Genomic DNA, 25,613 nt, shown 5'->3' with positions numbered 1-25,613 from the left:
CCCCATCCCGGTGCTGCGGTTTCCGGTGCGGCCCCGGGGCGGCGCTCTCCACCCTCGCCCCCGGGTGGCGGGCCCGGCTCCGTCGCTGCGCCTCAGGCGCGGCTCGCGTGCGGCGGCCTGTGGTCGGGGCGGGATGGGTGGCGTTGCTGACCCGGGGTGATCGGGGTCGATTCAGGGGTGGGGTGTTGTGGGCGGCGGGTTCGGGCGGGGGTGGGGTCGACTAAGGTGGCCGGGTGAAGATCGCGCTCATGGACTCCGGAATCGGCCTCCTCGCGGCGGCCGCGGTGGTGCGGCGGCTGCGGCCGGACGCGGATCTGGTCCTCTCCTCCGACCCCGACGGGATGCCGTGGGGCCCGCGGACCCCCGCCGACCTCACCGCGCGGGCGCTCGCCGTCGCCCGGGCCGCCGCCGCGCACAGCCCGGACGCGTTGATCGTGGCCTGCAACACCGCCAGCGTGCACGCCCTGGCCACCTTGCGGGCGGAACTGGAGCCCGGCCTCCCGGTCATCGGGACGGTACCGGCGATCAAGCCCGCCGCGGCCGCCGGCGGCCGCGTGGCGATCTGGGCCACCCCGGCCACCACCGGCAGCCCCTACCAGCGCGGGCTCATCCGCGACTTCGCCGCCGGGGCCCGCGTCACCGAGGTGCCCTGCCCCGGGCTCGCCGACGCCGTGGAGGCGGCCGACGACGACGCCGTGACGGCCGCCGTCGCCGCGGCTGCCGCGCTGACCCCGGCCGACGTCACCGACGTGGTGCTCGGCTGCACGCACTACGAGCTGGTCGAGGGCCCCATCCGGGCCGCCCTGGCCGCGCGGACCGGGGGAGCCGGGCTCGTCTACCACGGTTCCGCAGAGCCCGTCGCCGTCCAGGCGCTGCGCCGTCTCGGCGTCCTGCCCGAGCCCGCCCTGCCCGGCACGGGCGGACTGACCGTCCTGCGCAGCGGGCGGCAGGGGAGCCTGCCCGACGCCGCGCTCAGGTACGCCGAGGGCCGGCTGCTCGTGGGCCAGGGCGCGACCGTCGAGGGCGCGCCCGTCGGCTGACCCCGACGGCACCCCGCAGTCCCGCAGTCCCGCAGCCGGCACCCCGGCACCCGGCCGCCGTTGGCGAGACGAATCGTCTTGCGTGGCGTGCGTTCGTCGTTTACGGTTGCCAGTGTTACGAGACGGAACGGTTCGTCTCCACCCGCTGTTCCGAAGGGACCGCCCTTGCGTGCTCCCCAAGCCCCCACCCAGATCGTCCTGTCCGAGGTCACCAAGAGCTACGACACCCACGTCGTCCTGGACCGCGTCAGCTGTACGGTCCGGCCCGGCGAGCGGGTCGGCGTCGTCGGCGACAACGGCTCCGGCAAGTCCACCCTGCTGCGGCTCCTCGCCGGGCGGGAGCGGCCCGACCACGGCGAGGTCACCGTCACCGCCCCCGGCGGCCTCGGGCACCTCGCGCAGACCCTCGACCTCCCGCCTGCCGCCCGCGTCGGGGAGGCGATCGACCTCGCGCTCGCCGACCTGCGCGACCTGGAGCTCCGGATCCGCGCCGCCGAGTCCCGCCTGCACCGGGCCGGTCCCGAGGAACTCACGGCGTACGGGGACCTCCTCGCCGCCTACGACGCCCGCGGCGGCCACGATGCCGAACGGCGCGTCGCGACCACCCTGCGCCGCCTCGGCGAACGGACCGACCTCGACCCGGACCGCCGGCTCGGCACCCTCCCCGGCGGTCAGCGCTCCCGGCTCGCGCTCGCGGCGGCCCTCGCCGCCGAGCCGGAACTGCTGCTGCTGGACGAGCCGACCAACGACCTCGACGACGAGGCGGTGACCTGGCTGGAGGAGCGCCTGCGCGCCCACCGCGGAACGGTCGTCGCCGTCACCCACGACCGGCTCTTCCTCGACCGCGTCACGACCGCCATCCTGGAGGTGGACCGGGACCGCCGGACCGTACGCCGCTACGGCAACGGCTACGCGGGGTTCCTGACCGCCCGCGCCGCCGAACGGGCCCGCTGGGAGCGGGAGTACGAGGAGTGGCGCGAGGAGGTCCGGAGCGCCGAGCGGCTCGCCGACACCAACATCGGGCGGTTCGCCGCCATCCCGCGCAAGCTGCCCCGCGGCTTCAGCGGAGCCGGGGCCTTCCGCGCCCGGTCGCGGACCCACGGCGCGGCGAGTCGCGTGCGCGCCGCCCGCGAACGGCTGCACCGGCTGACCGAGAACCCGCTTCCGCCGCCCCCGCGCCCGCTCCGCTTCACCGGCCGGTTCACCGAAGGCTCCGCCGCCGTGGTGGAGACCGCCGGTGCGACCGTGCCGGGGCGACTCGAACCGGTCTCGCTCACGCTCGCCCCGGGGGAGCGGCTCCTGGTGACCGGACCCAACGGAGCCGGTAAGTCGACCCTGTTGCACCTGCTGGCCGGTGAACTCAAGCCTGCGCAAGGCTTCGTACGGACACCCCCACGCGTGGGGGTGCTGCGGCAGGACGACCGGGGAGCGCGCGAACTGCGTTCGGCGGTGGAGGTGTTCGGCCAGGAGTACGCCGACCAGGTCGCCGGGCACGGCCTGCTCGCCCCGGACGACCTCAACCGGCCGGTGGGCGCCCTCTCGGCCGGTCAGCGCCGCAAGCTGGAGCTCGCCCGGCTGCTGGCGCGGCCGCTCGACCTGCTGCTGCTGGACGAGCCGACGAACCACCTGGCCCCGGCCGTGGTGGAGGAACTGGAGGCCGCCCTGGCCCACTTCGGCGGGACCCTCGTCCTGGTCACGCACGACCGGCGGCTGCGCGCGGCCTTTCGGGGCCGCCGCCTGGAGCTTCAGCGGGAGCCGGCCGCCGCCAGCCGCTGAGCCAGCGCACGCAGGTCGTCCGCGTCCAGGACCCGTTCCCCGAACCCGGGCAGCGGAACGTGCAGCGCGGCCGTCCAGTGCGCGGGGACCGCCCCCTGGCCGTACCGGGCCCCGGCCAGGATCCCCGTTACCGCGGCCACCGTGTCCGTGTCACCGCCCAAGTCCACGGAGGCCCGCACCGCTTCCGCGAACCCGGATGTCGTCCGTAGCGCCCACACGGCCGAACCCAGGCAGGGCCACACCGCGCCGTTGAACTCGGTGGCCAGACCGGGATGCCAGTCGGGGGCGAGTACGCGGCCGTACCGCTCGCGGTGGTCCGGGTGCACCGCGGCGAGCGTCGCGGGCAGGGCGGCGAGCGGATCGGCTCCGTCGAGGGCGACGCGGACGAGCTCGTGCAGGATCGCCGTTCCCTCCCAGGCGGCCCGGTCGCCATGCGTCAGCGCCGCGATCCGCCGGGCGGCGTCTATGGTCCGCTCCCGCCCGGCGGCGGCGAAGTACACCGCCGAGGTGGCGGCCCGCATCAGGGAACCGTTGCCCGCAGCCCGGGCGTTGACCCGGAAGTGCAGGGCGGCGGCGAGGTTCCACGGCTCGCCGTTCGTCAGTACGTCCTCCGTCTGCAGGCCGATGTCCTTGGGCTGCCCGGCCGCCCACTGCTGGAACCGGGCGAAGACGTCCGGGAGTTCCAGGCCGCCCCGCTCCAGCAGGGACTCGCCGACCAGGACGGCCATCTGCGTGTCGTCGGTCGCCTCGCCGGGATCCCAGCCGCCGCCCCCGCGCATCTCCTCGGCCCGCTCGCTCAACTGCCCGGCGGGGCCGAACTCGTAGGGAGCGCCGAGCGCGTCTCCCACAGCCGAGCCCAGTACGGCCCCCACCGCCCGGTCGAGCCGCCCGGTCACGGCATCTCCCCGGAGGAGCACACGGAGGCGAGCAGCGTGCGCGCGAAGAGGTCCAGGTCCTCCAGGCCGGCCGCCGCCAGGGTGGCCGGGGCGCCGGTCAGCAGGTGAGGGATCGCGCCGTGCAGGGCGAGGGTGAGGGCGCGGGCCTGCTCCGGTCCGGCCGGCAGTCCGGCCGCGCGCAGCAGGCGGGCGTGCGCCGCGAAGTCCGCCGCGGCGATCGGATCGAGCAGGGCGGCCAGCCACGGCCGCCGCGTCCCCTCGGTGAGGAGCTCCAGATAGGCCAGGACGCGCGGGCGCCCGGGCCCGGCCACATCCCGCAGCAGCCCCGCGAGCAGCGCCGCGAGCTGCTGCGCGTCGGCGGGCCCCGGCCCGGCCCCCGCCAGGGCCGCGGCCAGCGCCCGGTACTGCTCCACGCAGCGCTCGGCCACCGCGCGCAGCAGGGCGTCGCGCGTCGGGAAGTAGTTCTTGGCCGTGCCCGTCGGCACGGCGGCGGCCGCGTCGACGGCCCGGTGCGTCAGCCCGCGCCCGCCCGCTTCCGCCAGTACGGCGATGGCCGCGTCCCGCAGCCGGTCCCTCCGGTCCTGATTCACGTTGCCAGTTTAACCACGCCCGTGGTACCACAGGTGTAGTACCACGGCCGTGGTGTCGTGGGAGTGGGAGCCGCGGGCGAAGGGGCTGGTGGGCCATGAGCGACGAGACCGAGACCGAGACGGAGACCAAAACCGGCAGCGGGAGCGGGAGCGGGGAAGGGCAAGGGCCAGGGCGAGGCCGCCGGCCGGGCGCCGGCACGGCCGTCGTGGTCGGGGCGGGAGTCGGCGGGCTCGCCACCGCCGTCGGCGTGCGCCGAGCGGGCTGGGCGGTCACCGTCCTGGAACGGCGGACCGCGCTCGAACGCTACGGAACCGCCCTCGGGATCCACCCCACCGCCCAGGGCGCCCTCGACCGGCTCGGCCTGGGCGACGCGCTGCGGGCGCGCGCGGTCCCGTACCGCGACGCCCGCATCCGGCGCCCCGACGGCAGGGTGCTGGCCGCTCTCCCGCTGGAACGGATCGAGCGCAAGGCGGGCCGGCCCGAACTGCTCATATCCCGCCCCTACCTGATCGACGCGCTGCTCGCCGAGCTCGACCGGCTCGGCGGCGTGCGGATCGCGTACGGGCAGCGCCTCACCGACCCGGCCGGACTGACCGCCGATCTGCTCGTCGGCGCCGACGGGATCAACAGCGTGGTCCGCACGGCGCACTTCGGGTGCGGCAGCGGTCCGCGCCCGATCGGTACGGTCGCCTGGATCGGCATCGCCGGATTCGAGACCGGCCTGTACGGCGAGACCTGGGGTGACGGCCGCTTCTTCGGCATGACCCCCGTGGAGCCCGGCCGCACCAACTGGTACGCGACCGTTCCCGCGGCCACCACCGCCCAAGAAGTCCGGGACGCCTTCGCCGACTGGCACGACCCCGTCCCGCGCGTCCTGGCCGAGACCGACCCGGCGACCTGGATCCGGTACGAGATGCGCCACCTCTACCCGGCGCTCCCCACCTTCGTCACCGACGGCCGGGTCGCCCTCGTCGGCGACGCCGCCCACGCCATGACGCCCAACCTCGGCCAGGGCGCCTGCACCGCCCTCCTCGACGCCGAGGCCCTGACCCGCGCCGTCACCGCCACCGGACCGGCCGGGCTGCCCGGCGCCCTCCGCGCCTATGACGCCGAGCGCCGTCGCAGCGCCCAGCGCGTCGCCTTCGGCTCGCGCAACCTGCACCGTTTCATGACCGGCCGCCGGCCGGCCCTGCGCGACGCACTGATCAGCCTGCTGCCCGGCTGAACGGGCGCGGGCGCCGGGCCAGCGCCTCACTCGGAGGCCGGCCGCCAGTCACCCGTCCGGACGAGGCCCGATGCGCGGTGACGACCCCGTCGCCGACGCGCTCACCGCCGGGTTCCCGGGCGCCCAGGCGCCGCTGCGCACCGGGTGGGCCAGAGGCGGTGGCGTACGCGCGGAACGTGAGTACGCTGCTTGACATGACGGATCACCCCCCGGGTCCGCTCTGGACGGGACGGGCCTCCAACCGCGCGCAGTGGCTGCTCGCGGTGGCCGGTGCGGGCTGTCTGGCGCTCGGCATCGAGCTCGCCGTCGGCAACGCCTGGACCAACGGCATCGTCCCGCTCCTCATGGCCGTGGTCGGCTGCCTCGCCGCCGGGCTGCTCATCCTCTACGGCACGATCGCCTTCGTGTACGTCGCCGTCACCGTCGACGCCGAGGCCCTGGTCGTGCGCTGTGGCCACATCGGGCTGCCGCGCCGGAAGATCCAGCTCACCGATGTGGCCTCCGCCGAGTTCCTTCCCCGGATCACCCCGCAGCAGTGGGGCGGCTGGGGCTACCGCTGGCGCCCCGAGAAGGGCACCGCGGTGATCGTCCGGCGCGGCGAGGGACTGGAACTGAGGCTCGGCGACGGGAAGCTGTTCACGGTCACCGTCGACGACGCCGAGAACGCCGTCCGGGTCATCCGCACCCACCTGCGCGCCCTCGCACGCTAAGTGGTGTCGTCTTGCCGATCACCGGCCCCGTCCGGGAAATCTTCGCGGGCCCCTGCCCTGCCTCCCGGCACGACCCCTCGCCACCTCGCCGCGTGGTCGGGGCGCCCGCGTACGTCCTGTGCGCTTACGCGTCTCCGGGGCGCGGGGACGTACACTCCGCCAGATGAGCAGCAGTGTCACCCGCGCGGCCGGGAACGAGCCCTCGCAGCCCGCCGACGGACTCCGGACCGAAGGCTCCGCGCCCCCGGTCACCGGCCCTCCCACCAGCCCCGCCACCACCCCGGCCGCCGTGAAGCGGACGGGATCCTGGCGGGTGCGTGCCGTGCTCGCCGCGCTGTCCGGAGTGCTGCTCTACCTCAGCTTCCCGCCGCGCCCCCTGTGGTGGCTGGCCCCCTTCGCCCTCGCCCTGCTCGCGGGCTGTCTCCACGGCGGCCGCGCCCGGGCCGGCTTCGGCCTCGGATTCCTCGCGGGGCTCGGCTTCCTGCTTCCGCTCCTCGTCTGGACGGGTGAGGAGGTCGGCCCGGTGCCCTGGCTGGCGCTGGCCACCCTCGAAGCCCTCCTCATCGGCCTCGCCGGCCTCGGCATCGCCCTCGTCAGCCGGCTCCCGGCCTGGCCGCTGTTCGCCGCCGCCGTCTGGGTCGCGGGCGAGGCCCTGCGCGCCCGGGCCCCCTTCGGCGGGTTCCCCTGGGGCAAGCTCGCCTTCGGACAGGCCGACGGCGTCTTCACCCCGCTCGCCGCCCTCGGCGGCACACCGCTGCTCTCCTTCGGCGTCGCCCTCTGCGGATTCGGCCTCTACGAAGCCCTGCGCATCGCCCGTGCCCACCCCGGCCGCACCACCGCCGCGCTGGCCGCGCTCACCATCGCCGCCCCGATCGGCGCCGGCCTCGCCGCCCGTCCGCTGGTCTCCGACGCGGCCGAGGACGGCACCGTCGTCGCCGCCGTCATCCAGGGCAACGTGCCGCGCCTCGGCCTCGACTTCAACTCCCAGCGCCGCGCCGTCCTCGACAACCACGTCAAGCGCACCATCCAGCTGGCCGAGGACGTCAAGGCCGGCCGCGCCCCGAAGCCCGACTTCGTCGTCTGGCCGGAGAACTCCTCCGACCTCGACCCGTACGCCGAACCCGACGCCCACGCCGTCATCGACCAGGCGGTCAAGGCCATCGGCGTGCCGGTCGCCATCGGCGCCGTCGTGTCCCCCGAGACCGGTCCGCTGCGCAACACGATGATCCTCTGGGACCCGGTGGCGGGCCCCACCGATACCTACGACAAGCGCAAGATCCAGCCCTTCGGGGAGCGCATCCCGATGCGCTCCTTCGTCCGGCTCTTCAGCGCCGACGTGGACCGGGTGCGCCGCGACTTCGGCCCCGGCAAGGACCCGGGCGTCTTCGACATGGCCGGCAGCGGCATCGGCATGGTCACCTGCTTCGAGGCCGCCTTCGACGACGCCGTCCGCTCCACCGTCCAGGACGGCGCGCAGGTGATCTCCGTACCCAGCAACAACGCCACGTTCGGCCGGACCCAGATGACCTACCAGCAGCTCGCCATGGACCGGGTCCGCGCCGTCGAGCACAGCCGGACCGTCCTGGTCCCCGTCACCAGCGGGGTCAGCGCGGTGATCCGCCCCGACGGCAGGATCAGCGCGGAGACGAAGATGTTCACCGCGGACGCACTGGTCGCCGAGATCCCGCTGCGCTCCAGCCGCACCCCGGCCACCGTCGTGGGACCGCTGCCGGAGTACGCGCTGCTCCTCCTCGCGGCGGGCGGGTTCGGCTGGATCCTGACCCGCCGGACCCGCGCCCGCCGGACAGCCTGAGGGCCGGTGCCCGTGCGGGGTCGGCGCGGAGTCGGCGCGGGGCCCGCGCGGTGCCCGCGCCGGGTCCTCGTAGGGTCAGGGGATGACCACACCCGATTTCATCCGCGAGATCCGTGCCACCGCCGGGCACCGGCTGCTCCTGCTGCCCGGGGTCACGGCCATCGTCCTCGACGACCGGGGCCGGGTGCTGCTCGGCCGGCGCTCCGACACCGGGCAGTGGTCCGTGATCGGCGGAATCCCCGAACCGGGGGAGCAGCCCGCCGAGACCGCCGTGCGCGAGGTGTACGAGGAGACGGCGGTGCGCTGCGTCCCCGAGCGGGTGGTCCTCGTCCAAATGCTCCAGCCGATCACCTACCCCAACGGCGACATATGCCAGTTCCAGGACATCACCTTCCGCTGCCGTGCGACCGGCGGCGAGGCGCGGGCCAACGACCACGAGTCCCTCGAAGTGGCCTGGTTCGAGGTGGACGCGCTGCCGCCGCTGGAGCCCTTCGCCCTGGACCGGATCCACCGGGCCCTGCGCGACGAGCCCACCTGGTTCGAAACCCCCGCCGAGATCGCGGAGTAGGGCGCGCGCCCGGCGAACCGGGCCCAAGCCGTCCGGCTGACCGGCTGACCGGCTGACCGGCAGGCCCGGTGGACCGCCCCGACCTGCGCTGTAGGGTTTCGCAGATCTGACGGCGGTCATCGGACGGTCGTACTTTTCGAGGGGGCGGTCGAGGGATGAGCGCGGGCAGTTCAGCCGGAGGGCCACAGCCGGACGGCCGTACGCGGGCCGCGGGCCCTGGCGGGCGCCTGGCGGCCCTCGACGGCGTTCGGGTCCTCGCCGCGCTCGCCGTGCTCTTCTACCACTTCGTGGTCCTGGAGAGCGCGTGGGGCGAACCGACGGCGGGCGTCTTCCCGGTCGCGCGCCGGTTCGCCGTCTACGGCTGGCTCGGCGTCGAGATCTTCTTCCTGGTCAGCGGATTCGTCATTTGTATGAGCGCCTGGGGCCGCACCGTGGGGGACTTCGCGGTGTCCCGGGTCTCGCGGCTCTTCCCCGCCTACTGGGCGGGCGTGGCCTTCACCTCGCTCGTGCTGTTCAACTGGCCCGAGGTGAGACGGGTGGAGGCGTTCAGCCACGTCGTGGTGAACCTGACGATGCTCCAGGGCGGCATGGGCGTCCCCGACATCGACGACGCGTACTGGACCCTCTTCGTCGAGCTGAAGTTCTACGTACTGTTCGCGGTCGTCGTCATGCGCGGCGTGAGCTACCGCAACTGCGTCCTGTTCTGCGGGGCCTGGACCCTCGCCGGCGTCGTGGCCCCCAGCGTCGACAACGGCGTGCTGTCCTTCTTCGCCGTTTCGTCCTACTCCCCGTACTTCATCGCCGGAATCGCCTTCTACCTGATGCGCCGTTTCCGGCCGAACGCCGTCCTGTGGGCCGTGATCGGCGTCCAGTTCCTCCTCGCGCAGTACCACGTGCACGCCCGCATGATCTCCAGCCTGGGCCGCAGCACCACCGAGCAGACACCTGCCTGGCCCGCCCACGTGATCATCGTGCTCGGCTTCACCGTCATGGCGGCCATAGCGCTCGGCGCCCTCGACGGCATCCAGTGGCGCTGGCTCCCGCACGCCGGAGCGGTCACCTACCCGCTCTACCTGATCCACATGATGGCCGGGCTGACCTTCATCCACCACTTCCGCCGCGAGATGGCGCCCGTGCCCCTGGTCATCGCCGTGACCGCCTTCATGCTGCTGCTCGCCTGGGTCATCCACCGGCTCGTCGAACGCCCGCTGGGCCGCGTACTGCGCGACAGCCTGCGCCGCGGAGTGCACGACATCCGATCGGCCACCCGGTCCCGGCCGTCGGCCGACCTGGTTCCCCCGCAGCCCTCCGCACCCGAAGCGCAACGCATCCCGGCCATACGCTAGGGGATGTCCGGCCCCTCAGCCGGCGACCGCCGCCTCCCGGTACAGCTCCACCGCCCGGTCGCCCATCACCGCGCTGTACGAGACCTCCGGTACGCTCCCGCCGCCCTCGTGGCCCCCGAGCACCCCGGCCAGCGCGCCGTCCACCAGCCAGGGGCTGCCGCTGGTGCCGCCGCTGAGGTCCGGGCAGCCGATCCGGCGCTGGCTCGCGGAGAGCAGGGCGGTGGTGTTGGCACAGCGCAGCGGGGTCTCCAGGGTCCGCGGGTATCCGATGACCGTCACCGTGGCGTCGTCCGGCTGCCCGGCGGCGACCGCGAAGCCGCCGACGAGGTCTTCGACGGAGCCGGTCGCCCCGCCGTCCACCGGGGCCACCGTCGCGAAGGCGATGTCGTCGTCCGGGTCCCGGCCGTCCGTCCACTCCGGAGCGAGATACACGCCGGTGAGCCTCCAGAGACCGTACGGAGCCCTGCCGTCCCGGTAGCCCGGCGCGAAGACGGTGGTGTACGGACTGTCCAGACAGTGCGCGGCGGTGGCGATCACATCGCGGTCCTCGCTGTGCACCACGGCGGCGGTGCAGAAGTGCCCGCCGTCGAGCCCGCCCGCGAAGAGCGCGCCCACCCGGTCCGCCGTGGCGTCGGGCAGCGCCCGCGCGGTGACGCCGAGCGGCGCTCCGCCCGCCGGATCCGGCACGTCCACGCTGATCAGCCCGGCCGTCGCGGCCAGCGCGAGCAGGATCCGTGACGCCCGCCGCGCACGGGTGCGCCGGGCCGGCAGGGGGAGCATCCGATGGATCATGTTCCGACCCTGCCCGCCGAACCTGTGTCCGGATGCCGCTATTCCGTATGAATCCGCTGTGCATCCCGTGAACCCGATGTGAAACGCGGGCCACGGCCGGACCGGACACGTGCTACCCGCGCCGCTCGTACACTGTCACCCGCCGACCCCGCACCTGCCGGTCCTCGACCACCGCGAAGTGCTCCCGCAGGACCGCCGCCTTCGCCTTGTCCCGCTCCGCCGACGGCGCCTTCGCGACCTTCGCCGCGTCCGTCACCAGCAGCACCCGGCTCTGCCCGAGCAGCGCCGCCCGGATCCGCGCCGGGTCCGCCTCCTCCCCCTTGAGGGTGGCCGAGGCGACCGGCGTCCGGGCCAGCGCCAGGTCGCTCAGACCGCTGAAGGCCCCGGGAGAGACCAGCGCCGTGTCCCGCCGCGCGGCCGGCACGAACAGCACCGCGTCCCCGTCCCGCTTCAGCCGCGCCACCTCGCCGGCCACCGCCAGGACGTCGTCGACCCGGCTGGCCGGGGCCCGCTTGCCCAGCTCCACCGGCAGCAGGGCCAAGGCCGCGACCCCGACCACGCCCGGCACGAGCACGCTCGCCGCCCTCGGGAACCGGGGCGCGCAGGCCCGTACGGCAGCGCCCAGGGCAGCGCCGATCAGCAGGGCCAGACCCACCATGCTGAACAGCACGTACCGGTCCAGGAACAGCGGCTGGACCAGGGACAGCCCGATCAGCCCCAGCTGCGGCGCCGCCAGCAGCGGCAAGCCGACGGCCGCCGCCGAGAGCCCGGCCCGGTCCGGGCGGTCGGCCCACGCGCCGAGGCCGCCGACCGCGAGAAGGATCGCCGGCCCGATCAGCATGTGCCAGGTCAGCGGCGGTATCCACGACACCTGGTCGGACTGGCCGCGGCTGAACAGGATCAGCGGCAGCGCCCCCGCCACCGCCCCCGAGCCGTACGCCGCCCAGCGCAGCCACGGACCGCGCCCGGCCCGTATCCACCACAGGGTCGCCGCGTGCGCGGGCAGGATCAGCAGCGACAGCCAGTTCAGCAGGGCGCACACCAGCACGGTGAGCCCGTACGCCGTCCAGCGCGGCCAGACCCGCCGCCCCGGCCCGCCCCCCAGGAGCGACACCAGCAACAGGGTCGACAGCCCGGCCCCCGCCGCGACCAGCGCGTACGGCCGGCCCTCCTGGAGGTAGAACTGGACGGCCGGCAGCAGCCCGAGGGCCAGCCCGCCGCCGAGCCCCGCCCAGAACCCGGCGAGGCGCCGCCCGATCAGCGCCACACACGCCGCGGCGGCCGCGACCGCCAGCACCGACGGAAGCCGCAGGGTCGTCGTACTCGCGCCGAAGACCTCGAAGAGGCCGTGCATCAGCAGGTAGTAGAGCCCGTGCACGGCGTCGACGTTCCCGAGCATGGCCCAGATCTCGCCCGCCGACCGTCCGGCCACCTGCCAGGTCGCCGCCTCGTCCCGCCACACGCTGTCCTGCCGGGAGAGGCCCCACAGCCCCAGCGCCAGTGTCCACAGGACGGGGACCAGCCACACGAGGTGCCGGCGTCGGGAAACAGATATGGCAGATATGTCGGAAGGCATGAAGGTGCGCTGGTCCTCGGTGCGGGGCGTGGGCGGAAGCCACCAGTCTATGGACGACACGGACGGTTTCCGGACCTGCTGTTGTGCACCACGGAGCGTGATCATCCGGCCCGGCCGCCCCTAGCCTCACCGCAGGAGCACGAACGAGGGGCGGTACCCGGTGAACTGGCTCATCCACGACTACCGCGAGAGCGATCTCGCAGCGGTGGTCCATCTGATCGACACCACGGCCGAACTCGGCCAGGAGTCCGTCTTCTCGCTCGCCGAGTGCATCAGCGCGCTGACCGGCCGACAGCCCTGCGTGGTCGCCGTCCACCAGGGCGTCCCCATCGGCGCCGCGCTCGCCTGCGTCACCGGGGAACGGGCCTGGGTCATGCGCATCGCGATCGCCGCCGGCTGGCGCGGCCGCGGCCTGGCCAGCGCCCTCCTCGTCGAGCTGGAGCGACGCCTCATCGCCGCACGCGTCGGCCGCATCGCCTACGTCCTGCCCGAGGAGGACCTGCTCGGGGAGGGCCTCCTCAATGCCGGATACACCCGGCAGCCCGCCGTCGCCTACTTCGAGAAGACCGAGCCGTTGCACGGACCGGCCGCCGGCCTCCTCGACGACCTCGGCGGCCGTTTCCTGCCGAACGACCTGTGGGCCAAGGTCGCCGGCATGGAGAAGGAGAAGGACCTCATCGAGCGGCGCGTGGTGCTGCCGCTCGCCGAACCGGAGCGGGCCGCCTCGCACGGCGTGCGGCCGCCGCGCGCCATCACCCTCTTCGGCCCGCCCGGCACCGGCAAGACCACCTTCGCCCGGGCCATCGCCTCCCGGCTCGGCTGGCCCTTCGTGGAACTGCTGCCCTCCCGCCTCGCCGACGAGGGGAACCTGGCCGCAGCGCTGCGCGACGCCTTCGCCCGGATCGCCGAGCTGGAGCGCGTCCTCGTCTTCATCGACGAGGTCGAGGAGATCGCGCCGGTGCGCACCGAGCCCGCGCAGCCCGGCGGGATCCACGGCGTGACGAACGAACTGCTGAAGCTGATACCGGGCTTCCGGGAGGGCGACGAACGGCTGCTGGTGTGCGCCACCAACTCCATCCGCTCCCTCGACCCGGCCTTCCTGCGGCCCGGGCGCTTCGACTACCTGATCCCGATCGGCACCCCGGACGCCGGGGCGCGCGCCGCGATCTGGTCCCGCTACACGGCGGGGCGCGCGGACGTCGACGTGAGCGCCCTGGTGGCCGCGACCGAGCTGTTCACGCCGGCGGACATCGAGCACGCTGCGCGGATCGCGGCGCAGGTGTCCTTCGAGCGGGACCTGGAGGCGGTCGGCGCGCGGGGCGCGGCGGCCGCGCAACTGGGCGCGACCACGGAGGACTACCTGGCGGCGGTGTCCCAGTGCCGGCCGACGGTCACGCCGGCGATGACGGGCGAGTTCGAGGCGGACATCACCGCGCACGCGCGGTTCTAGGCCCGTCCAGGCGCCTACTCAGGGCGCCTACTCAGGGCGCTTGCTCCGGCGCCTCCCAGGCTCCGTCCCCCGGTTGCGGCGGGGGACGGGATCGTGAGACGGCCCGCAGCCGCTCCCCCGAGCGGCTGCGGGCCTCCCGCGCCCCCGCGTGACCGGAGGGCCTGCGCCTACGAGCGGCACCGGTAGGTGAAGTCCACCGCGGCCGTGCGCTGCCCGGGGGACAGCAGCTCCAGCTCGGCCCTGGCGGCGTAGCTCCCCGCGCCCTTGAAGGTCCACAGCAGGTGCAGCCGGGCCTCCCGCTGTCCGCGCGGCACCCGCTCGGTCAGCTGCTCGGACCGCGTGCCGTCGCTGCGCACCCACCGGTAGGTGAGGGTCCCCGGGCGCCCGTTGGTCCCCACGACGGCCACGACGTCGGCCGTCGCGTCACATGACGGGCCCTGGGGATCGGTGGTCACGGCCACTTCCCGGACCTCCAGGGCGGGCCCGAACCGCTGCCACGCGAGGTAGGCGAGGACCGCGGCCAGCACGAGCGCGGCGAGGGTGTACCGCCGCAGTCCCGCGCCCCGGCGCCGCCGGGGCGGGGCGGCGACGGCCGCGGTCACCGGGAACGGCGCGGGCATGGCCGCGGTGACCCCGGGCCCGAACCGCAGCACGGACCCCTCGACCCGGTCGGGGACGACCGTCTCCCCACCGGCCGGGGGTCCGCTGAACCAATGACTGCCGAGGACGGTCGCGCTGTAGTCGTCATCCCCGTTGCTCATGCCGTTGCTCATGCCGCTGCTCATGCGGTGACGCACCTCCGCTTGGCCTGGATGCTGTGCGTCGCCGGACCGGAACCGGCCACGGGCGCGGTCGTGACCCTGACGCCCCAGTAGCAGCCCGCCCCGGTGAAGGTGTGCGCGATCGAGGGCAGAGCGGAGCCGACGGTGTACTCGTGCACCTCGGTGCCGTCGGACGACGCGAAGGGGTTGTTCGCGTCCCCGGTGAACCACTGGACGGTGACCTTCACGGTTCCCGTGCCCGAGGCCTTCAGGGTGACCGCGGCCTGTCCCCGGTCCAGGGCCGTCTGCGTGAGACTCACCCCGGCCGCGTACACGTTCACCGTCGGGGACGGCGGCGGCGTCGTGGGCTTGGTGAACGTCGGCTTGGGCGTCGGGGTCGGGCTGTACGACGGCCAGGGAGACCGGGACGGCGAAGCGCTCGGTGAGGCGGAGGGACTCGGACTCGGCGAGGGAGTCGGGGAAGGGGAGGGGGAGGGGGACGCGGTCGGGCTCGGGATCGGCGAAGCCGGTCCGGGAGGGGCCGCGCTCGTCGTGGCGAAGGCACTGAGCGCCGAGGCCCCGCCCGGGGCCGCGCCGATCGCGTCCGTGGTGAGCACCAGCACCGTCCCCAGGATCAGCGCCACCCCCGCCGCCAGCCAGCCGCTGCGGCCGGGCGCCCACCCCGAGCCGCCGCTCAGCGTGGTCGTGGCCGTCGCCGTGGTACCCGCCGCGGGCGCGCCCGCCGAGGGGAACAGCAGCGGCAGCAGCGCGGCCAGCGCCGCCAGCTTGCGCTGCCCGCGCTCCTCCCACCGTGGGCCGTACGCGGCCAGAGCCACGCCCTCCAGCTCCGCCACGAACGCCTCGGCGTTCTCCGGCCGCTGCTCCGGCCGCTTGGCGAGGCCGCGCCGGATCAGCGGCCGTACGGGCTCCGGGGCCTCGGTCTCCGGCACCGGCGCCTCTACGTGCTGGACGGCGAGCTCCGCGAAGTTCTCCCCGTCGTACGGCTTGCGCCCGGTGAGGCACTCGAAGAAGGTCGCCGTCGCCGCGTACACATCGGCCGCGGGCGAGGCCGGCCGGCCCTGCCACTGCTCGGGCGCCATGTAGGCGGGGGTCCCGGCCACGCCCGGCGTGGTGCCGCGGCCCGCCGCGATGCCGAAGTCCACCAGCTTCGACGAGCCGTCCGCCGCGACCAGGACGTTCTCCGGCTTGTAGTCACGGTGGACCACGCCCGCCCGGTGCGCCGCGGCCAGCCCGAGCAGGGACCCCTTGAGGACCACCAGCGCGGCCTCGGCGTCGGCCCGCCCGGCCTGCTTCATCAGGGCGCGCAGGGAGATGCCGTCCACCAGCTCCATCACGATGGCGGCGCCGCCGGGCGCCTCCACGTACTCGTACAGCCTCACCACGTACGGGGACTCCAGCCCGCCGAGGAGCCGGGCCTCGGCCCGGAACTCCCCGACGAAGGCGGGGTCCTGGCGCAGTCGGTCGCTGAGGTACTTCACCGCGACCGCCGTGCCCGTGCCGTCGTGGACCGCGAGCACCACCCGGCCGCTGCCTCCCGAGCCGAGCTCCCGGACCTCGGTGTAACCGGGGACCGTCCACGTGTTCCTCATCGTTCCCGCCGCCTGCCTGCCGTCTGGCGCCCGTGCGTACGTGGATGACCGGTCCGGGGGGTGGCCGTTTTCGGCCACCCCCCGGACCGCACGTCCCCTGGGACGTGGTTTCCGCCGCGGCCGGTTCCCGCCGCCCGGGGCGCCTCGGGCCGCCGCCTCAGGCCGCCGCCGACATCGCGCCGATCATGGCGTGCAGCCGGTCGGCGGCCGCCCGTCCGAAGGCCGGGTCGTTGATGTGCGTGTCGTAGTCGTGGAGCCGGACGGCGCTGCCCCGCAAGCCGTCGCGCAGCGCCGAGAACAGGGCCCCGTCCGCGCCGCGGTCGTGGTACGGGCCGCCCGGCGCGCCGAGCGTGGACAGCCCGCGGAGCGGGACGCAGACGGCCGTGGGCCCGGTCGCCGCGCGCAGTTTGGCGGCGACCCGGCGGCCGAGCTCCGCGCACTCGGCCTCGGTCGTGCGGATCACCGTGATGGACGGATTGTGGACGTGCACGCCCCGGTCGCGGATCCGCCGGGGCAGGCTTTCCAGCGGGCCGAACTTCACCATGTCCAGCGCGCCCAGGCTCACCACCTGCGGCACTCCGGCCCGCCCGGCCGCGCTGAGCCGGTCGGGGCCCGCGGTCAGGATGCCCCCGCACAGGTCGTCGGCGAGCTCGCTGAGGGTGAGGTCGAGGACCCCCGCGAACACCCCCTGCCCGGCCAGGGTCTCCAGGGTGCGGCCTCCGGTGCCGCTGACGTGGAAGACCAGTACCTCGTAGCCCAGTTCCGTGAGCCGCTCGCGCGCCGCGTCCACCCCGGCCGTGGTCACGCCCGCCATGCTCGCCGCGACCAGCGGGCGGGCGCCCGCTCCGAGCCGGGGCGTGCGGCGCGACCGGGAGGCCCGGGCGAAGGCCCTGGCCATCCCGGTGATCGCCGCCACGGCGTTCTCCAGGACCGGTGTGGAGACGCTGTTGATCCCCGCGATGTCCACCACGCTGTACATCATCGTGATGTCCGAGGAGCCGACGTACGGGGCGACGTTCCCCGACGCCATGGACGAGACCATCAGTTTCGGTACGCCCAGCGGCAGGGCGCGCATCGCCCGCGTGGCGATGGAGGTACCGCCGCTGCCGCCGATCGCGAGCACTCCGTGCAGCCTGCCTTCCGCGTGCAGGCGTAACAGGGTCGCCTCCGCGCCCCGGGCCATCGTGGTCACGGCCGCGCCCCGGTCGGCGGCCGCGCGCAGGTGCGACAGTTCCGTTCCCGCTGCCCGGGCCACCGCGTCCCGCGGTACATCGGCGGGCACCCGGGGTTCGCCCATGATTCCTGTGTCGACCAGTACCACCTCGACGCCGGCGCGCAGCAGCCTCTCGCGCAGCCAGCCGTACTCCACACCCTTGGTGTCCAGGGTTCCCACCAGCACGACGTTCGTCATGTGTGCAATGTCCACGCAGGTGGGGATGTTGGCAAGTACCAGCTCAGGTCAACCCTTCAGCAGCCCCAACAGACGCTCCAGGAAGGGAAGTTGAGAGGGGATCAGCATGTTTTGAGCCTCCGTGGGAGTGAACCAGGCCACCCGGTCCAACTCCGGGAACTCCTGTACGTTCCCGGAGTGCGGCGGCCACTCCATGGTGAAGGTCCCGGGCACCATCAGCGCGGGGTCGAGGTCCGCCTCCACCGCCCAGATGGTCACCAGTTTCCCGCTGCTCAGGCGTACCTCGCCCAGCGGCAGGTACTCGCCGTCCGGCGGGGGCAGCCCGATCTCCTCGGTGAACTCCCGGCGGGCCGCGTCCCGGGGCGTCTCGTCCGGCGCGTACTCGCCCTTGGGGATGGCCCAGACCCCGGTGTCCCGCCCTGCCCAGAGCGGGCCGCCCATGCGCCCGAGCAGGATCTCGACTCCGGGCTCCGGCTCCCGGCCGGTCCGCCGGAACAGGAGCAGTCCGGCACTGCGCTTGTACGTCATGGGTCCATGCATGCCCCGTACGGACACCGGCCAGTGATCCTGCCCCGAGCGCGGTCAGTGCTCGTGCGGGCCGTGCCGGTGGACCGGCCCGTGCGCGTCCGCACAGTGGGAGTCCGGGGCCGACGGGCCCTCGCCCGCGCGGCCGACCGTGAGGAGGGCGTCCTGCGCGTGGTCCACCTGGAGGGTGGTGTGCGTGATCCCGTACTCCTTGGCCAGCAGCCGCTCCAGGTCCCGGCGTACGGCATGGCAGTCACCCGCCGGCTCCACGAGCACGTGCGCGGAGAGCGCCGCCTGTCCCGAGGTGATGGTCCATATGTGCAGGTCGTGCACCTCGGTGACGGGCGGGTGCCCGACGAGCCGGTCACCGACCGCGTCCGGGTCCACATGGGCCGGCGCGGCCTCCAGGAAGATCCGGCCGGACTCGCGGACCAGGCCGTAGCCCGCCTTGACCATCAGCGCCACCACCACGAGCGTGGCGATCGAGTCGGCCTGCCGGAATCCGGTCGTCAGCACGATCAGACCGGCCACGGCCGTCCCGATGAAGGCGAACAGGTCGTTCAGGATGTGCTGGTAGGCGCCCTCGACGGCGAGCGAGGAGCGGTTCGCCCGGGAGATGCACCAGGCCGCTGCCACATTGACCACGATGCCCGCGAGCGCCGTCACCAGGACCAGCCCGCCCTCCACCGGCGGCGGATCCATCAGCCGGCGCACCGCCTCGTACGCCAGCCAGACCGCCAGCAGGAGCAGCGTCAGGCCGTTGGCCTGGGCGGAGAGTATCTCCGCCCGCTTGAGGCCGTACGTGAATCCGCCGCGGGCGGGGCGGGCGGCCAGCCGCATCGCGATCAGCGCGAGGACGATCGAGACGGCGTCGGTCAGCATGTGGGCCGCGTCGGAGATCAGGGCCAGGGAGTGCGCCAGGATGCCGATGACCACCTCGACGGCCATGAACGCGCCGATCAGGCCGAGCGCGATGGCGAGCCAGCGCCGGTCGGCGTCGGCGGCGACACCGTGGCTGTGGCCCGCGTGACCCGCGTGACCCGCGTGACTCGCGTGACCCGCGTGGCCCGCGTGGCTCAGCCCGTGGTCATGGCCGAGCTCCTGGCCCTGATCGCCGTGCGTGTGGTCGTGCCCGCTCATGGCGTCCCCCGTCCCGTCGCGGCACCGTCTCTTCGGTCCCGTCGCGTGAAGTGAAGCGCACCCCGGCGCGATGGGCAAAGGCTGCAACGGGGACCGTTGTCATTACCCATAACAGCCCTCTGACCTGCGGTGATGTTCGGCCGGTGCCAGGTCGGCGTGATCGTGGGAAAATTTGCTCATGGTCCAGCGACCCGGTGTGCCGACCGCGCCCGAGCTCCTCCTGGAAACCGACACGGGCTCCATTCCGATGAGCCCGAGCCGGACGTATCACGTCGGCAGGGACCCGCACTGCGAGATCTGCCTCCAGGACGACCGCGTCTCCTGGCACCACGCGATCCTGCGCCCCGAAGGCGACCACTGGACGGTGGAGGACGAGGGCAGCACCAACGGCACCTGGGCCGACGGCCGCCGCATCCACGAGTGGAATCTCGGCATCGGCAGCGAACTCCGCTTCGGCAGTGCCGCCGACGGTCCACGCGCCGTGGTGACCGCCCCTCCCGCCGCCCGGCCGTCCGCCGTCTCGAACCCCGCGATGACCGGCACCTTCCGGGCGCCGACCACCGTCCGGCCCCTGCCCACGACCGCCGTGCGCATCGGCCGCGCCCCCGACAACGACCTCGTCATCGACGATCTCGTCGTCTCCCGTCGCCACGCTGAACTGCGCGTCCTCGCCGACGGCAGCCACGAGATCGTCGACGTCGGCAGCCACAACGGCACCTACCTCAACGGCGCCCGCATCGACCGGGCGCCCGTCGCCGAGGGCGACATCATCGGCATCGGCCACTCGGCCTTGTCCCTCGTCGGAGACCAGCTGCAGGAGTTCGTGGACACGGGCGAGATCTCCCTCGACGTCCAGGACCTCACCGTCGCCGTCGACAACGGCCGCAAGGTCCTCCTCGACCAGGTCTCCTTCCCCGTCGGCGCCAAGTGCCTGCTCGCCGTGGTCGGCCCCAGCGGGGCCGGCAAATCCACCCTGCTCGGCGCACTCACCGGACTGCGCCCCGCCGACCAGGGCGCCGTCGTCTACGACGGACGTGACCTCTACCACGACTACGCCGAACTGCGCAGCCGCATCGGGCTGGTCCCCCAGGACGACATCCTGCACACCCAGCTCACCGTCCGGCGGGCCCTCACCTACGCCGCCGAACTGCGCTTTCCGCAGGACACCGCCAAGGCCGAGCGCCGGGCCCGGGTGGACGAGGTGATCAATGAACTCGGCCTCCAACAGCGCGCCGACCAGTCCATCCACAGCCTCTCCGGCGGTCAGCGCAAACGTGTCTCCGTAGCCCTGGAGCTGCTCACCAAGCCCTCGCTGCTCTTCCTGGACGAACCCACCTCCGGCCTCGACCCCGGCATGGACCGCTCCGTGATGCACATGCTGCGCGGCCTCGCCGACGACGGGCGCACCGTGATCGTCGTCACCCACAGCGTGCTCAGCCTCGACGTCTGCGACCGGCTGCTGCTCCTCGCCCCCGGCGGGCGCACCGCGTACTACGGGCCGCCCGACGAGGCCCTCGGCTTCTTCGGCTTCGACGAATGGCCCGAAGCCTTCGAGGCGTTCGAGAACGAGCGGGGCCGCGACTGGGCGGGGGAGTACCGGGCCTCGCCGCTGCACCACCGCTACGTCGAGGTCACCGCCCGCCAGCCCCGCCTCACCGGGGACGCGGACAGGGCCGCCGATACCGTCCGGCCACCGCCGCCCAAGGCACAGAGCTGGGGCTCCCAGCTCTCCACCCTCATCCGGCGGTACGTCGCGGCGCTCAGTGCCGACCGGATCTTCCTCGTCATCATGGTCGCGCTGCCCTTCGTGATGGGAGCCATGGCCCGCGCGGTGGCCGGCAGCGCCCTCACCGCGGAGACGGCGCTCAACACCTTGCTCATCCTGAACATCGGCGGCGTGCTGACCGGCTCCGCCAACGCGGTGCGCGAAGTCGTCAAGGAACGCGTCATCTACCAGCGCGAACGCGCGGTCGGCCTGTCCCGCACCGCCTACCTGATGTCCAAGGTGGGGGTGCTGGGCGCGATCACGGTCGTCCAGGCCGTGGTCATCACCCTGGTCGGCCTCGCCGGAGTGAAGCTCAGCGCCCCGGACGGCAGGGGCGTCTTCCTGCCGCCGCTGATCGAGATCACCCTCGCGATGGCCGTGCTGTCCTTCACCGCGATGATGCTCGGACTGCTGGTCTCCGCCCTCGTGCGCAAGGAGGAGGTCACCATGCCGCTGCTGGTCCTCCTCGTCATCGTGAATGTCGTCTTCTGCGGCGCCGTGCTGAAGATCTCGGGCGTCCTGGTCCTCGAACAGCTCGCCTGGTTCGTGCCGTCACGCTGGGCCATGAACGCCATGGCAGGCACCATCGACGTGGGCGCGATCGTGCCCAGCAGGCTCGCCCAGGACCCGCTGTTCGACCACGATCCCGGGCTGTGGCTGCTCAGCGCCTTCATGCTGGCGGCGCTGTCCGTACTGTTCGGAGTGCTGATCGCCCGGCTGCTGCGCCGGCACGAGCCCGCGATCATGCGGAAGTAGGACGTATATGACCGACCCGGAGGGCGACCTGGACTTCCGCCCCACCCATGTCGTGCCGCAGGAGGGACTGGCCGCCTGGGAGGCACCCGACGTGTCCCGGCCGACCGCGCGCCTGGACCCCTTCCTGCCCGTGCAGCTGCTGTCCCGGCGCGGGGAGTGGGGCGAGATCCTGTGCTCCAACGGGTGGTCCGCCTGGGTGGACGGGCGCCTGCTGGTCACCGTGCCGCAGCCGCCGCCGACGGCCGGGGGGCAGCCGGCGAGCCGTGCGGAGGACGCGCGGCCGCTGCTCACGCGCAGCGCCGACGCACTGGAGCGCTACCGGCGGGCCGTGGAAGACCTCGCCGCGGGGCGGGCCGACGCCGCAACCTTCCGGCGGTCCGTACGCGGGTTGCGGGCCGGGGTGGTCCTGGACGGGGAGTCGGTGTGGGTCTACGACGAGACGGCGGGACGGTGGCTGTACGACGACGGCACCCGCCCGACGACCTACGCGGTCGTCGCGGGACCGGGGGCCCCCGCCGGGCGCGAGCGGGCAGCGGCGGAAACGGACGCGGGCGGTGTGCCCGCCGAAGGAGCGGATCAGCCACCAGCCGGCCCGGCCGTGGGGCGGCCCGAACGGGAGGTGGCGCACGACCCGACCCGGATCGTGGCGACGCACAACCCGAACGACCCGACCTTGATCGTGGGAACCAATGAGCCCGGTGAAGAGTGAGGAATAAGGGGGGTGGGGGAGGGGGGCGAGCTGCGGCCTGCGGCGGGTCGGTGGGACCGGGTCAGGGCTGGGGCTTCAGGGCTAGGCCTTCCGTGCCGCGGCCGGTTCGTCGACCCGGCCGCGGCGGTGCAGGGGACGGGCCAGGAGGGCGCCCAGGAAGCCCGCCACCGCACCCCACAGGAGGCCGAGGCCGACCGTGCGCCACAGGACGGGGCTCAGCCCGACCTTGCCGCTGAGCTCGTCCACCTCGCCGATGCCCAGCAGGGAGAGCCCGAACTGCGCCTGGACGCGCCCGAGCAGGCAGACCGCCAGGGTGGCCAGCGCCAGCGCCACGCCCAGGTGGACCGCGTGCTGCCAGGGGCGGACGTGGGCGGGGGACCGTACGGCCGCCAGTACGCCCGTGACGAGCAGCAGGACGGCGGCCACCGCGACCAGCCACCACACGCGGGAGTCCCGCTCCGCGAGCGAGGCCACGTCGACCGTGGACAGGTCGGAGCCGCGCAGGACCTGGTCCAGCAGCTGCGGCATCGGCAGCCCGAAGGGGCCCTCGACCTTGCCGTTCCACGCGCCGCCGAAGCCCAGGGTGAGCGCGAGCCAGGCGAGGTTCGGCAGTCCGAGCAGGACCACGGCCAGGGTCCGCGCGGGGTGGCCCTGGGTCGCGGCCACCACCAGGCCGACGCCGACGCCGAGGACGACGTAGGCGAGGAGCAGCAGCATCGTGGCGAAGGCGGCCGGGCGCAGCGCGGCGTGGAAGCGGACCAACCCGGCGGGGAGCGGCGCACGGCGCGAGACCAGCAGGGCGATCAACAACAGGCCGAGGATCCACAGCAGTCCGAAGACGAGCGTGGCGGCCACGTCGGTCCGGAAGCCCACCGTCGGGGCGGCGTCGAGGAGTTCGCTGATGGTCCCGAGGGGGGAGTCGTCGGTGGAGATGCCGAAGGTCTGGCGGGCGAGGAGCCCGGCGCCGGTCAGCGCGAGGAGCCACAAAACGACCAAGGGGACGGCGCGGCCGACGAGTTCGCGGGGCCGGGCCACGGCCCGGTTGTGCAGGGGGCGCAGGAAGCAGTAGCCGGCCGTGAGTGCGCCGCCCAGGCTCACCGAGAGCGGGAGTACCGACAGGCTCGCGTCCGCCCCCGCCAGGAAACCGGCCTCGCCCGCCACCTCGACCGAGCCGCCGGCCGCCATCACGACGACCGCGGCGATCACGCGGGGGAACGCACCGCCGGGCAGGTCGCCCGCGCCCGCGGACGCCAGACCGGCCGCCGCGACCGCGGTCATCACCGCGAAACCCGCGAGGACGGCGACGAGGGCGTCGCGCCATGCCCTGGCGGCGCCCCTGGACGATGGCGATCTCGGCGTCTGACTCACCCTGCAACCGTTACATCCTCGGCTTGCGGGCACCACCCGGACGGCGCACACAATGGTCCGCAGGGAACTCCCTCCTCCTGGGAAGAAGAGCCCGTGAGCACACAACCTTCCGGCAAGCCGCCGTCATCAGAGCGCCCCACCGGGCCCCCTTCCGGCCCGCTCTCCGGTGGGCAGCAGGGGCCGCCACCACCGCCACCACCGGCGCCGCCCGGTGGGCCGGTCGGCCCTGGTGTGCCCGGCGGGCCCGGTGGGCCCGGCGGCCCTTCCGGCGGTCCGTCCGGCGGACCCTGGTGGCGGTCCGTGCCCCGGCTCGCCACCGCCCTGGTGGCCGTGGCGGCGGCAGTGACCCTGGCCGTGGTGCTGATCCGGCCCGACGGCACTACCGACGCCGGCGCCGAGGTGTTCCTCCAGCCGGCCGCCGCCTCCGGGCCCGACCCGTTCACGGAGTCGACCGCCACGAAGGAGGCCACGCCGCCGCCGGCGGACCGGCCGCCGTCCCCGACCCAGCCGCCGTCCCCCGGCCGCACCACCCCCGACACGGGCACCGAGACCTCGGGCACCACGACGGCCACCAGGAGCGTCAGCGGCGCCGCGCCAGGCGTGTACGAAGGCACCAAGAACATCCCCAGCTGCGACGTCGAGAAGCAGGTCAGCGTGCTGTCCGCGCAGCCCGCCAAGAACGCCGCCTTCGGCTCGGCGCTCGGCCTCCAGCCGACGGCCGTCCCCGGTTACCTCCGCTCCCTCACCCCGGTCCAGACCCGGATGGACACCCGAGTCACGAACCACGGCTACCGCGACGGCAGCGCCACCAGCTACCAGGCCGTGCTCCAGGCCGGGACGGCCGTGCTGGTGGACGACCGAGGGGTGCCCCGGGTGCGCTGCGCGTGCGGGAACCCGCTCGATCCGCCCGTGGCGCTGAAGGCCAATCCGAAGCGCTTCGGGCAGGCGTGGAACACGTACCAGCCCTCGAAGGTCGTCGTGATCGCACCGTCCGTGACCGTCGTGAACAAGTTCGTGATCTACGACCACCACCACCGGCGCTGGTACGAGCGCGACCGCGGTGACCACAAGGGCAAGGGCGACAAGCAGGTCCCGCCGCCGGTGATCCCGACGCCCCCGACCACGCCGTTCCCGACGACGCCGTTCCCGACCGCGCCTACCACGACGCCGACCGACGGGAGGACGCCGACCACGACGCCGACCGACGGAAGGACGCCGACCACGACGCCGACCGCGACGCCGACCGACGGGAGGACGCCGACCACGACGCCGACCACGACGCCGACGCCGACGGCGACCGACCGGACCACGCCGACCACGACGCCGACTCCGACGGACAAGCCGGCGTCGCCGACGCCGAGTCCGACGGACAAGCCCGCGTCGCCGACCCCGGCGCCGTCCCCGACGGACAAGCCCGCGTCGCCGACCCCGTCGCCGCCGGTCGACAGGACCCCGCCGGGTGAGCCGACCCCGTCGCCGACCCCGCCACCCCCGTCACCGACCGCGCCGGTCGACAGGACCCCGCCGGGCGAGGAGAGAACGCCTGCGCCGCTCCCGGCGCCGACCACGGCCGCGCCGCAGCCCCAACCGGAGCTCACGGTCCCGGAGCCTCAGCTTCCGTCTCCGCCCGCGCCGCCGCCTCCGCCGCCGCCCTCGCCGGTCCTGCCCGGCGACAGCATCCAGCAGTAGCCCGCGGGGGGGGGGGGGTGGGGGGGGGGGGGGGGGGGGGGAGGGGGGTGGGGGGGGGGGGGGAGCGTGCGCCGTTCGGTTTCTTCTCTTCTCCCT

Annotated in this window: 21 protein-coding genes; 11 read left to right on the top strand and 10 right to left on the bottom strand. The window is 74.2% G+C overall.

Going from position 1 to position 25,613, the window contains the following annotated elements:
- Positions 1-233: 233 nt before the first annotated feature.
- Together ACZ4TV_RS27530 and abc-f are read left to right on the top strand one after the other, a co-directional pair.
- A complete protein-coding gene (locus ACZ4TV_RS27530; RefSeq protein WP_468137688.1) occupies positions 234-1,040 on the top strand; it encodes a glutamate racemase in 807 nt (268 codons plus the stop codon).
- Positions 1,041-1,205: 165 nt separating this feature from the next.
- Entirely contained in the window at positions 1,206-2,816 is a 1,611-nt protein-coding gene (gene abc-f, locus ACZ4TV_RS27525; protein WP_468137687.1) for a ribosomal protection-like ABC-F family protein, read from the top strand.
- Here the strand turns inward: abc-f and ACZ4TV_RS27520 are convergent.
- Together ACZ4TV_RS27520 and ACZ4TV_RS27515 are read right to left on the bottom strand one after the other, a co-directional pair.
- Positions 2,786-3,712, bottom strand: a complete 927-nt coding sequence (locus ACZ4TV_RS27520; protein ID WP_468137686.1) for an ADP-ribosylglycohydrolase family protein — start codon at positions 3,710-3,712, stop codon at positions 2,786-2,788. The two genes, abc-f and ACZ4TV_RS27520, sit on opposite strands and share 31 nt — an antisense overlap.
- Positions 3,709-4,302, bottom strand: a complete 594-nt coding sequence (locus tag ACZ4TV_RS27515) for a TetR/AcrR family transcriptional regulator (RefSeq protein WP_468137684.1) — start codon at positions 4,300-4,302, stop codon at positions 3,709-3,711. Before ACZ4TV_RS27515 ends, ACZ4TV_RS27520 begins: the two co-directional genes overlap by 4 nt.
- 206 nt (positions 4,303-4,508) lie before the next feature.
- Between ACZ4TV_RS27515 and ACZ4TV_RS27510 the strand changes: the two genes are divergently transcribed.
- The 5 genes from ACZ4TV_RS27510 (at position 4,509) to ACZ4TV_RS27490 (ending at position 9,965) form a co-directional block, all read left to right on the top strand.
- Complete coding sequence (locus ACZ4TV_RS27510; RefSeq protein ID WP_468137764.1) at positions 4,509-5,528, top strand: FAD-dependent oxidoreductase; 1,020 nt, start codon at positions 4,509-4,511, stop codon at positions 5,526-5,528.
- 194 nt (positions 5,529-5,722) lie between these two features.
- A complete protein-coding gene (locus ACZ4TV_RS27505) occupies positions 5,723-6,238 on the top strand; it encodes a hypothetical protein (protein ID WP_468137683.1) in 516 nt (171 codons plus the stop codon).
- Positions 6,239-6,401: 163 nt separating this feature from the next.
- The gene (gene lnt / locus ACZ4TV_RS27500; protein WP_468137681.1) at positions 6,402-8,051 is read left to right on the top strand and encodes an apolipoprotein N-acyltransferase; all 1,650 of its coding nucleotides are present in this window, start codon (positions 6,402-6,404) and stop codon (positions 8,049-8,051) included.
- Between the two features lie 82 nt (positions 8,052-8,133).
- On the top strand, positions 8,134-8,619 hold the full coding sequence (locus ACZ4TV_RS27495; protein WP_468137680.1) for an NUDIX hydrolase: 486 nt from the start codon (positions 8,134-8,136) through the stop codon (positions 8,617-8,619).
- A 155-nt stretch (positions 8,620-8,774) separates the two neighbouring features.
- Positions 8,775-9,965 (top strand): acyltransferase family protein, encoded by a 1,191-nt coding sequence (locus ACZ4TV_RS27490; protein WP_468137679.1) that lies wholly within the window; start codon positions 8,775-8,777, stop codon positions 9,963-9,965.
- A 15-nt stretch (positions 9,966-9,980) separates the two neighbouring features.
- Here ACZ4TV_RS27490 and ACZ4TV_RS27485 read toward each other — a convergent pair whose 3' ends face one another.
- Positions 9,981-10,757 (bottom strand): trypsin-like serine peptidase, encoded by a 777-nt coding sequence (locus tag ACZ4TV_RS27485; protein WP_468137678.1) that lies wholly within the window; start codon positions 10,755-10,757, stop codon positions 9,981-9,983.
- 112 nt (positions 10,758-10,869) lie between these two features.
- Positions 10,870-12,333 (bottom strand): glycosyltransferase family 39 protein, encoded by a 1,464-nt coding sequence (locus ACZ4TV_RS27480; protein ID WP_468137762.1) that lies wholly within the window; start codon positions 12,331-12,333, stop codon positions 10,870-10,872.
- A gap of 160 nt (positions 12,334-12,493) precedes the next feature.
- On the opposite strand from ACZ4TV_RS27480, the gene ACZ4TV_RS27475 reads away from it, so the two are divergent.
- Complete coding sequence (locus ACZ4TV_RS27475; protein ID WP_468137677.1) at positions 12,494-13,783, top strand: ATP-binding protein; 1,290 nt, start codon at positions 12,494-12,496, stop codon at positions 13,781-13,783.
- Between the two features lie 167 nt (positions 13,784-13,950).
- On the opposite strand, the gene ACZ4TV_RS27470 is transcribed toward ACZ4TV_RS27475, so the two are convergent.
- The 5 genes from ACZ4TV_RS27470 to ACZ4TV_RS27450 all read right to left on the bottom strand — a co-directional run bounded on the left by ACZ4TV_RS27470 (position 13,951) and on the right by ACZ4TV_RS27450 (position 19,230).
- Positions 13,951-14,568: a hypothetical protein gene (locus tag ACZ4TV_RS27470; RefSeq protein ID WP_468137675.1), complete on the bottom strand. Its 618-nt coding sequence runs from the start codon at positions 14,566-14,568 to the stop codon at positions 13,951-13,953.
- A complete protein-coding gene (locus ACZ4TV_RS27465) occupies positions 14,565-16,154 on the bottom strand; it encodes a serine/threonine-protein kinase (RefSeq protein WP_468137674.1) in 1,590 nt (529 codons plus the stop codon). Before ACZ4TV_RS27465 ends, ACZ4TV_RS27470 begins: the two co-directional genes overlap by 4 nt.
- Before the next feature lie 157 nt (positions 16,155-16,311).
- Complete coding sequence (locus tag ACZ4TV_RS27460) at positions 16,312-17,565, bottom strand: Tm-1-like ATP-binding domain-containing protein (RefSeq protein WP_468137673.1); 1,254 nt, start codon at positions 17,563-17,565, stop codon at positions 16,312-16,314.
- A 48-nt stretch (positions 17,566-17,613) separates the two neighbouring features.
- On the bottom strand, positions 17,614-18,093 hold the full coding sequence (locus ACZ4TV_RS27455) for an NUDIX hydrolase (RefSeq protein WP_468137672.1): 480 nt from the start codon (positions 18,091-18,093) through the stop codon (positions 17,614-17,616).
- Positions 18,094-18,147: 54 nt separating this feature from the next.
- Entirely contained in the window at positions 18,148-19,230 is a 1,083-nt protein-coding gene (locus ACZ4TV_RS27450; RefSeq protein ID WP_468137671.1) for a cation diffusion facilitator family transporter, read from the bottom strand.
- Positions 19,231-19,408: 178 nt separating this feature from the next.
- Here ACZ4TV_RS27450 and ACZ4TV_RS27445 point away from each other — a divergent pair, with 178 nt between their 5' ends.
- Positions 19,409-21,751 (top strand): FHA domain-containing protein, encoded by a 2,343-nt coding sequence (locus ACZ4TV_RS27445; RefSeq protein ID WP_468137670.1) that lies wholly within the window; start codon positions 19,409-19,411, stop codon positions 21,749-21,751.
- A gap of 7 nt (positions 21,752-21,758) precedes the next feature.
- Positions 21,759-22,460, top strand: a complete 702-nt coding sequence (locus ACZ4TV_RS27440; RefSeq protein ID WP_468137669.1) for a hypothetical protein — start codon at positions 21,759-21,761, stop codon at positions 22,458-22,460.
- Between the two features lie 81 nt (positions 22,461-22,541).
- Here the strand turns inward: ACZ4TV_RS27440 and ACZ4TV_RS27435 are convergent, their stop codons facing one another.
- Positions 22,542-23,828: a streptophobe family protein gene (locus tag ACZ4TV_RS27435; protein ID WP_468137668.1), complete on the bottom strand. Its 1,287-nt coding sequence runs from the start codon at positions 23,826-23,828 to the stop codon at positions 22,542-22,544.
- Positions 23,829-24,128: 300 nt separating this feature from the next.
- Between ACZ4TV_RS27435 and ACZ4TV_RS27430 the strand changes: the two genes are divergently transcribed.
- Positions 24,129-25,517 carry a DUF6777 domain-containing protein gene (locus ACZ4TV_RS27430; RefSeq protein ID WP_468137667.1) on the top strand — a complete coding sequence of 463 codons (1,389 nt, stop codon included), beginning with the start codon at positions 24,129-24,131 and terminating at the stop codon, positions 25,515-25,517.
- Positions 25,518-25,613 lie beyond the last annotated feature (96 nt).

The sequence above is a fragment of the Streptomyces sp. NPDC028910 genome, assembly GCF_055564955.1.
Note: the sequence above shows the minus strand (reverse complement) of the source record. Positions and strands in the feature narration are given on the sequence as shown.

Bases quoted from the DNA above. Each gene is read 5' to 3' on its own strand.
- ACZ4TV_RS27440 (WP_468137669.1), top strand. From the start codon at position 21,759: ATGACCGACCCGGAGGGCGACCTGGACTTCCGCCCCACCCATGTCGTG.
- ACZ4TV_RS27470 (WP_468137675.1), bottom strand. From the start codon at position 14,568: ATGAGCAGCGGCATGAGCAACGGCATGAGCAACGGGGATGACGACTAC.
- ACZ4TV_RS27490 (WP_468137679.1), top strand. From the start codon at position 8,775: ATGAGCGCGGGCAGTTCAGCCGGAGGGCCACAGCCGGACGGCCGTACG.
- ACZ4TV_RS27505 (WP_468137683.1), top strand. From the start codon at position 5,723: ATGACGGATCACCCCCCGGGTCCGCTCTGGACGGGACGGGCCTCCAAC.
- lnt (WP_468137681.1), top strand. From the start codon at position 6,402: ATGAGCAGCAGTGTCACCCGCGCGGCCGGGAACGAGCCCTCGCAGCCC.
- ACZ4TV_RS27485 (WP_468137678.1), bottom strand. From the start codon at position 10,757: ATGATCCATCGGATGCTCCCCCTGCCGGCCCGGCGCACCCGTGCGCGG.
- ACZ4TV_RS27480 (WP_468137762.1), bottom strand. From the start codon at position 12,333: ATGCCTTCCGACATATCTGCCATATCTGTTTCCCGACGCCGGCACCTC.
- ACZ4TV_RS27460 (WP_468137673.1), bottom strand. From the start codon at position 17,565: ATGACGAACGTCGTGCTGGTGGGAACCCTGGACACCAAGGGTGTGGAG.
- ACZ4TV_RS27450 (WP_468137671.1), bottom strand. From the start codon at position 19,230: ATGAGCGGGCACGACCACACGCACGGCGATCAGGGCCAGGAGCTCGGC.
- ACZ4TV_RS27455 (WP_468137672.1), bottom strand. From the start codon at position 18,093: ATGACGTACAAGCGCAGTGCCGGACTGCTCCTGTTCCGGCGGACCGGC.
- ACZ4TV_RS27465 (WP_468137674.1), bottom strand. From the start codon at position 16,154: ATGAGGAACACGTGGACGGTCCCCGGTTACACCGAGGTCCGGGAGCTC.
- ACZ4TV_RS27445 (WP_468137670.1), top strand. From the start codon at position 19,409: ATGGTCCAGCGACCCGGTGTGCCGACCGCGCCCGAGCTCCTCCTGGAA.
- ACZ4TV_RS27495 (WP_468137680.1), top strand. From the start codon at position 8,134: ATGACCACACCCGATTTCATCCGCGAGATCCGTGCCACCGCCGGGCAC.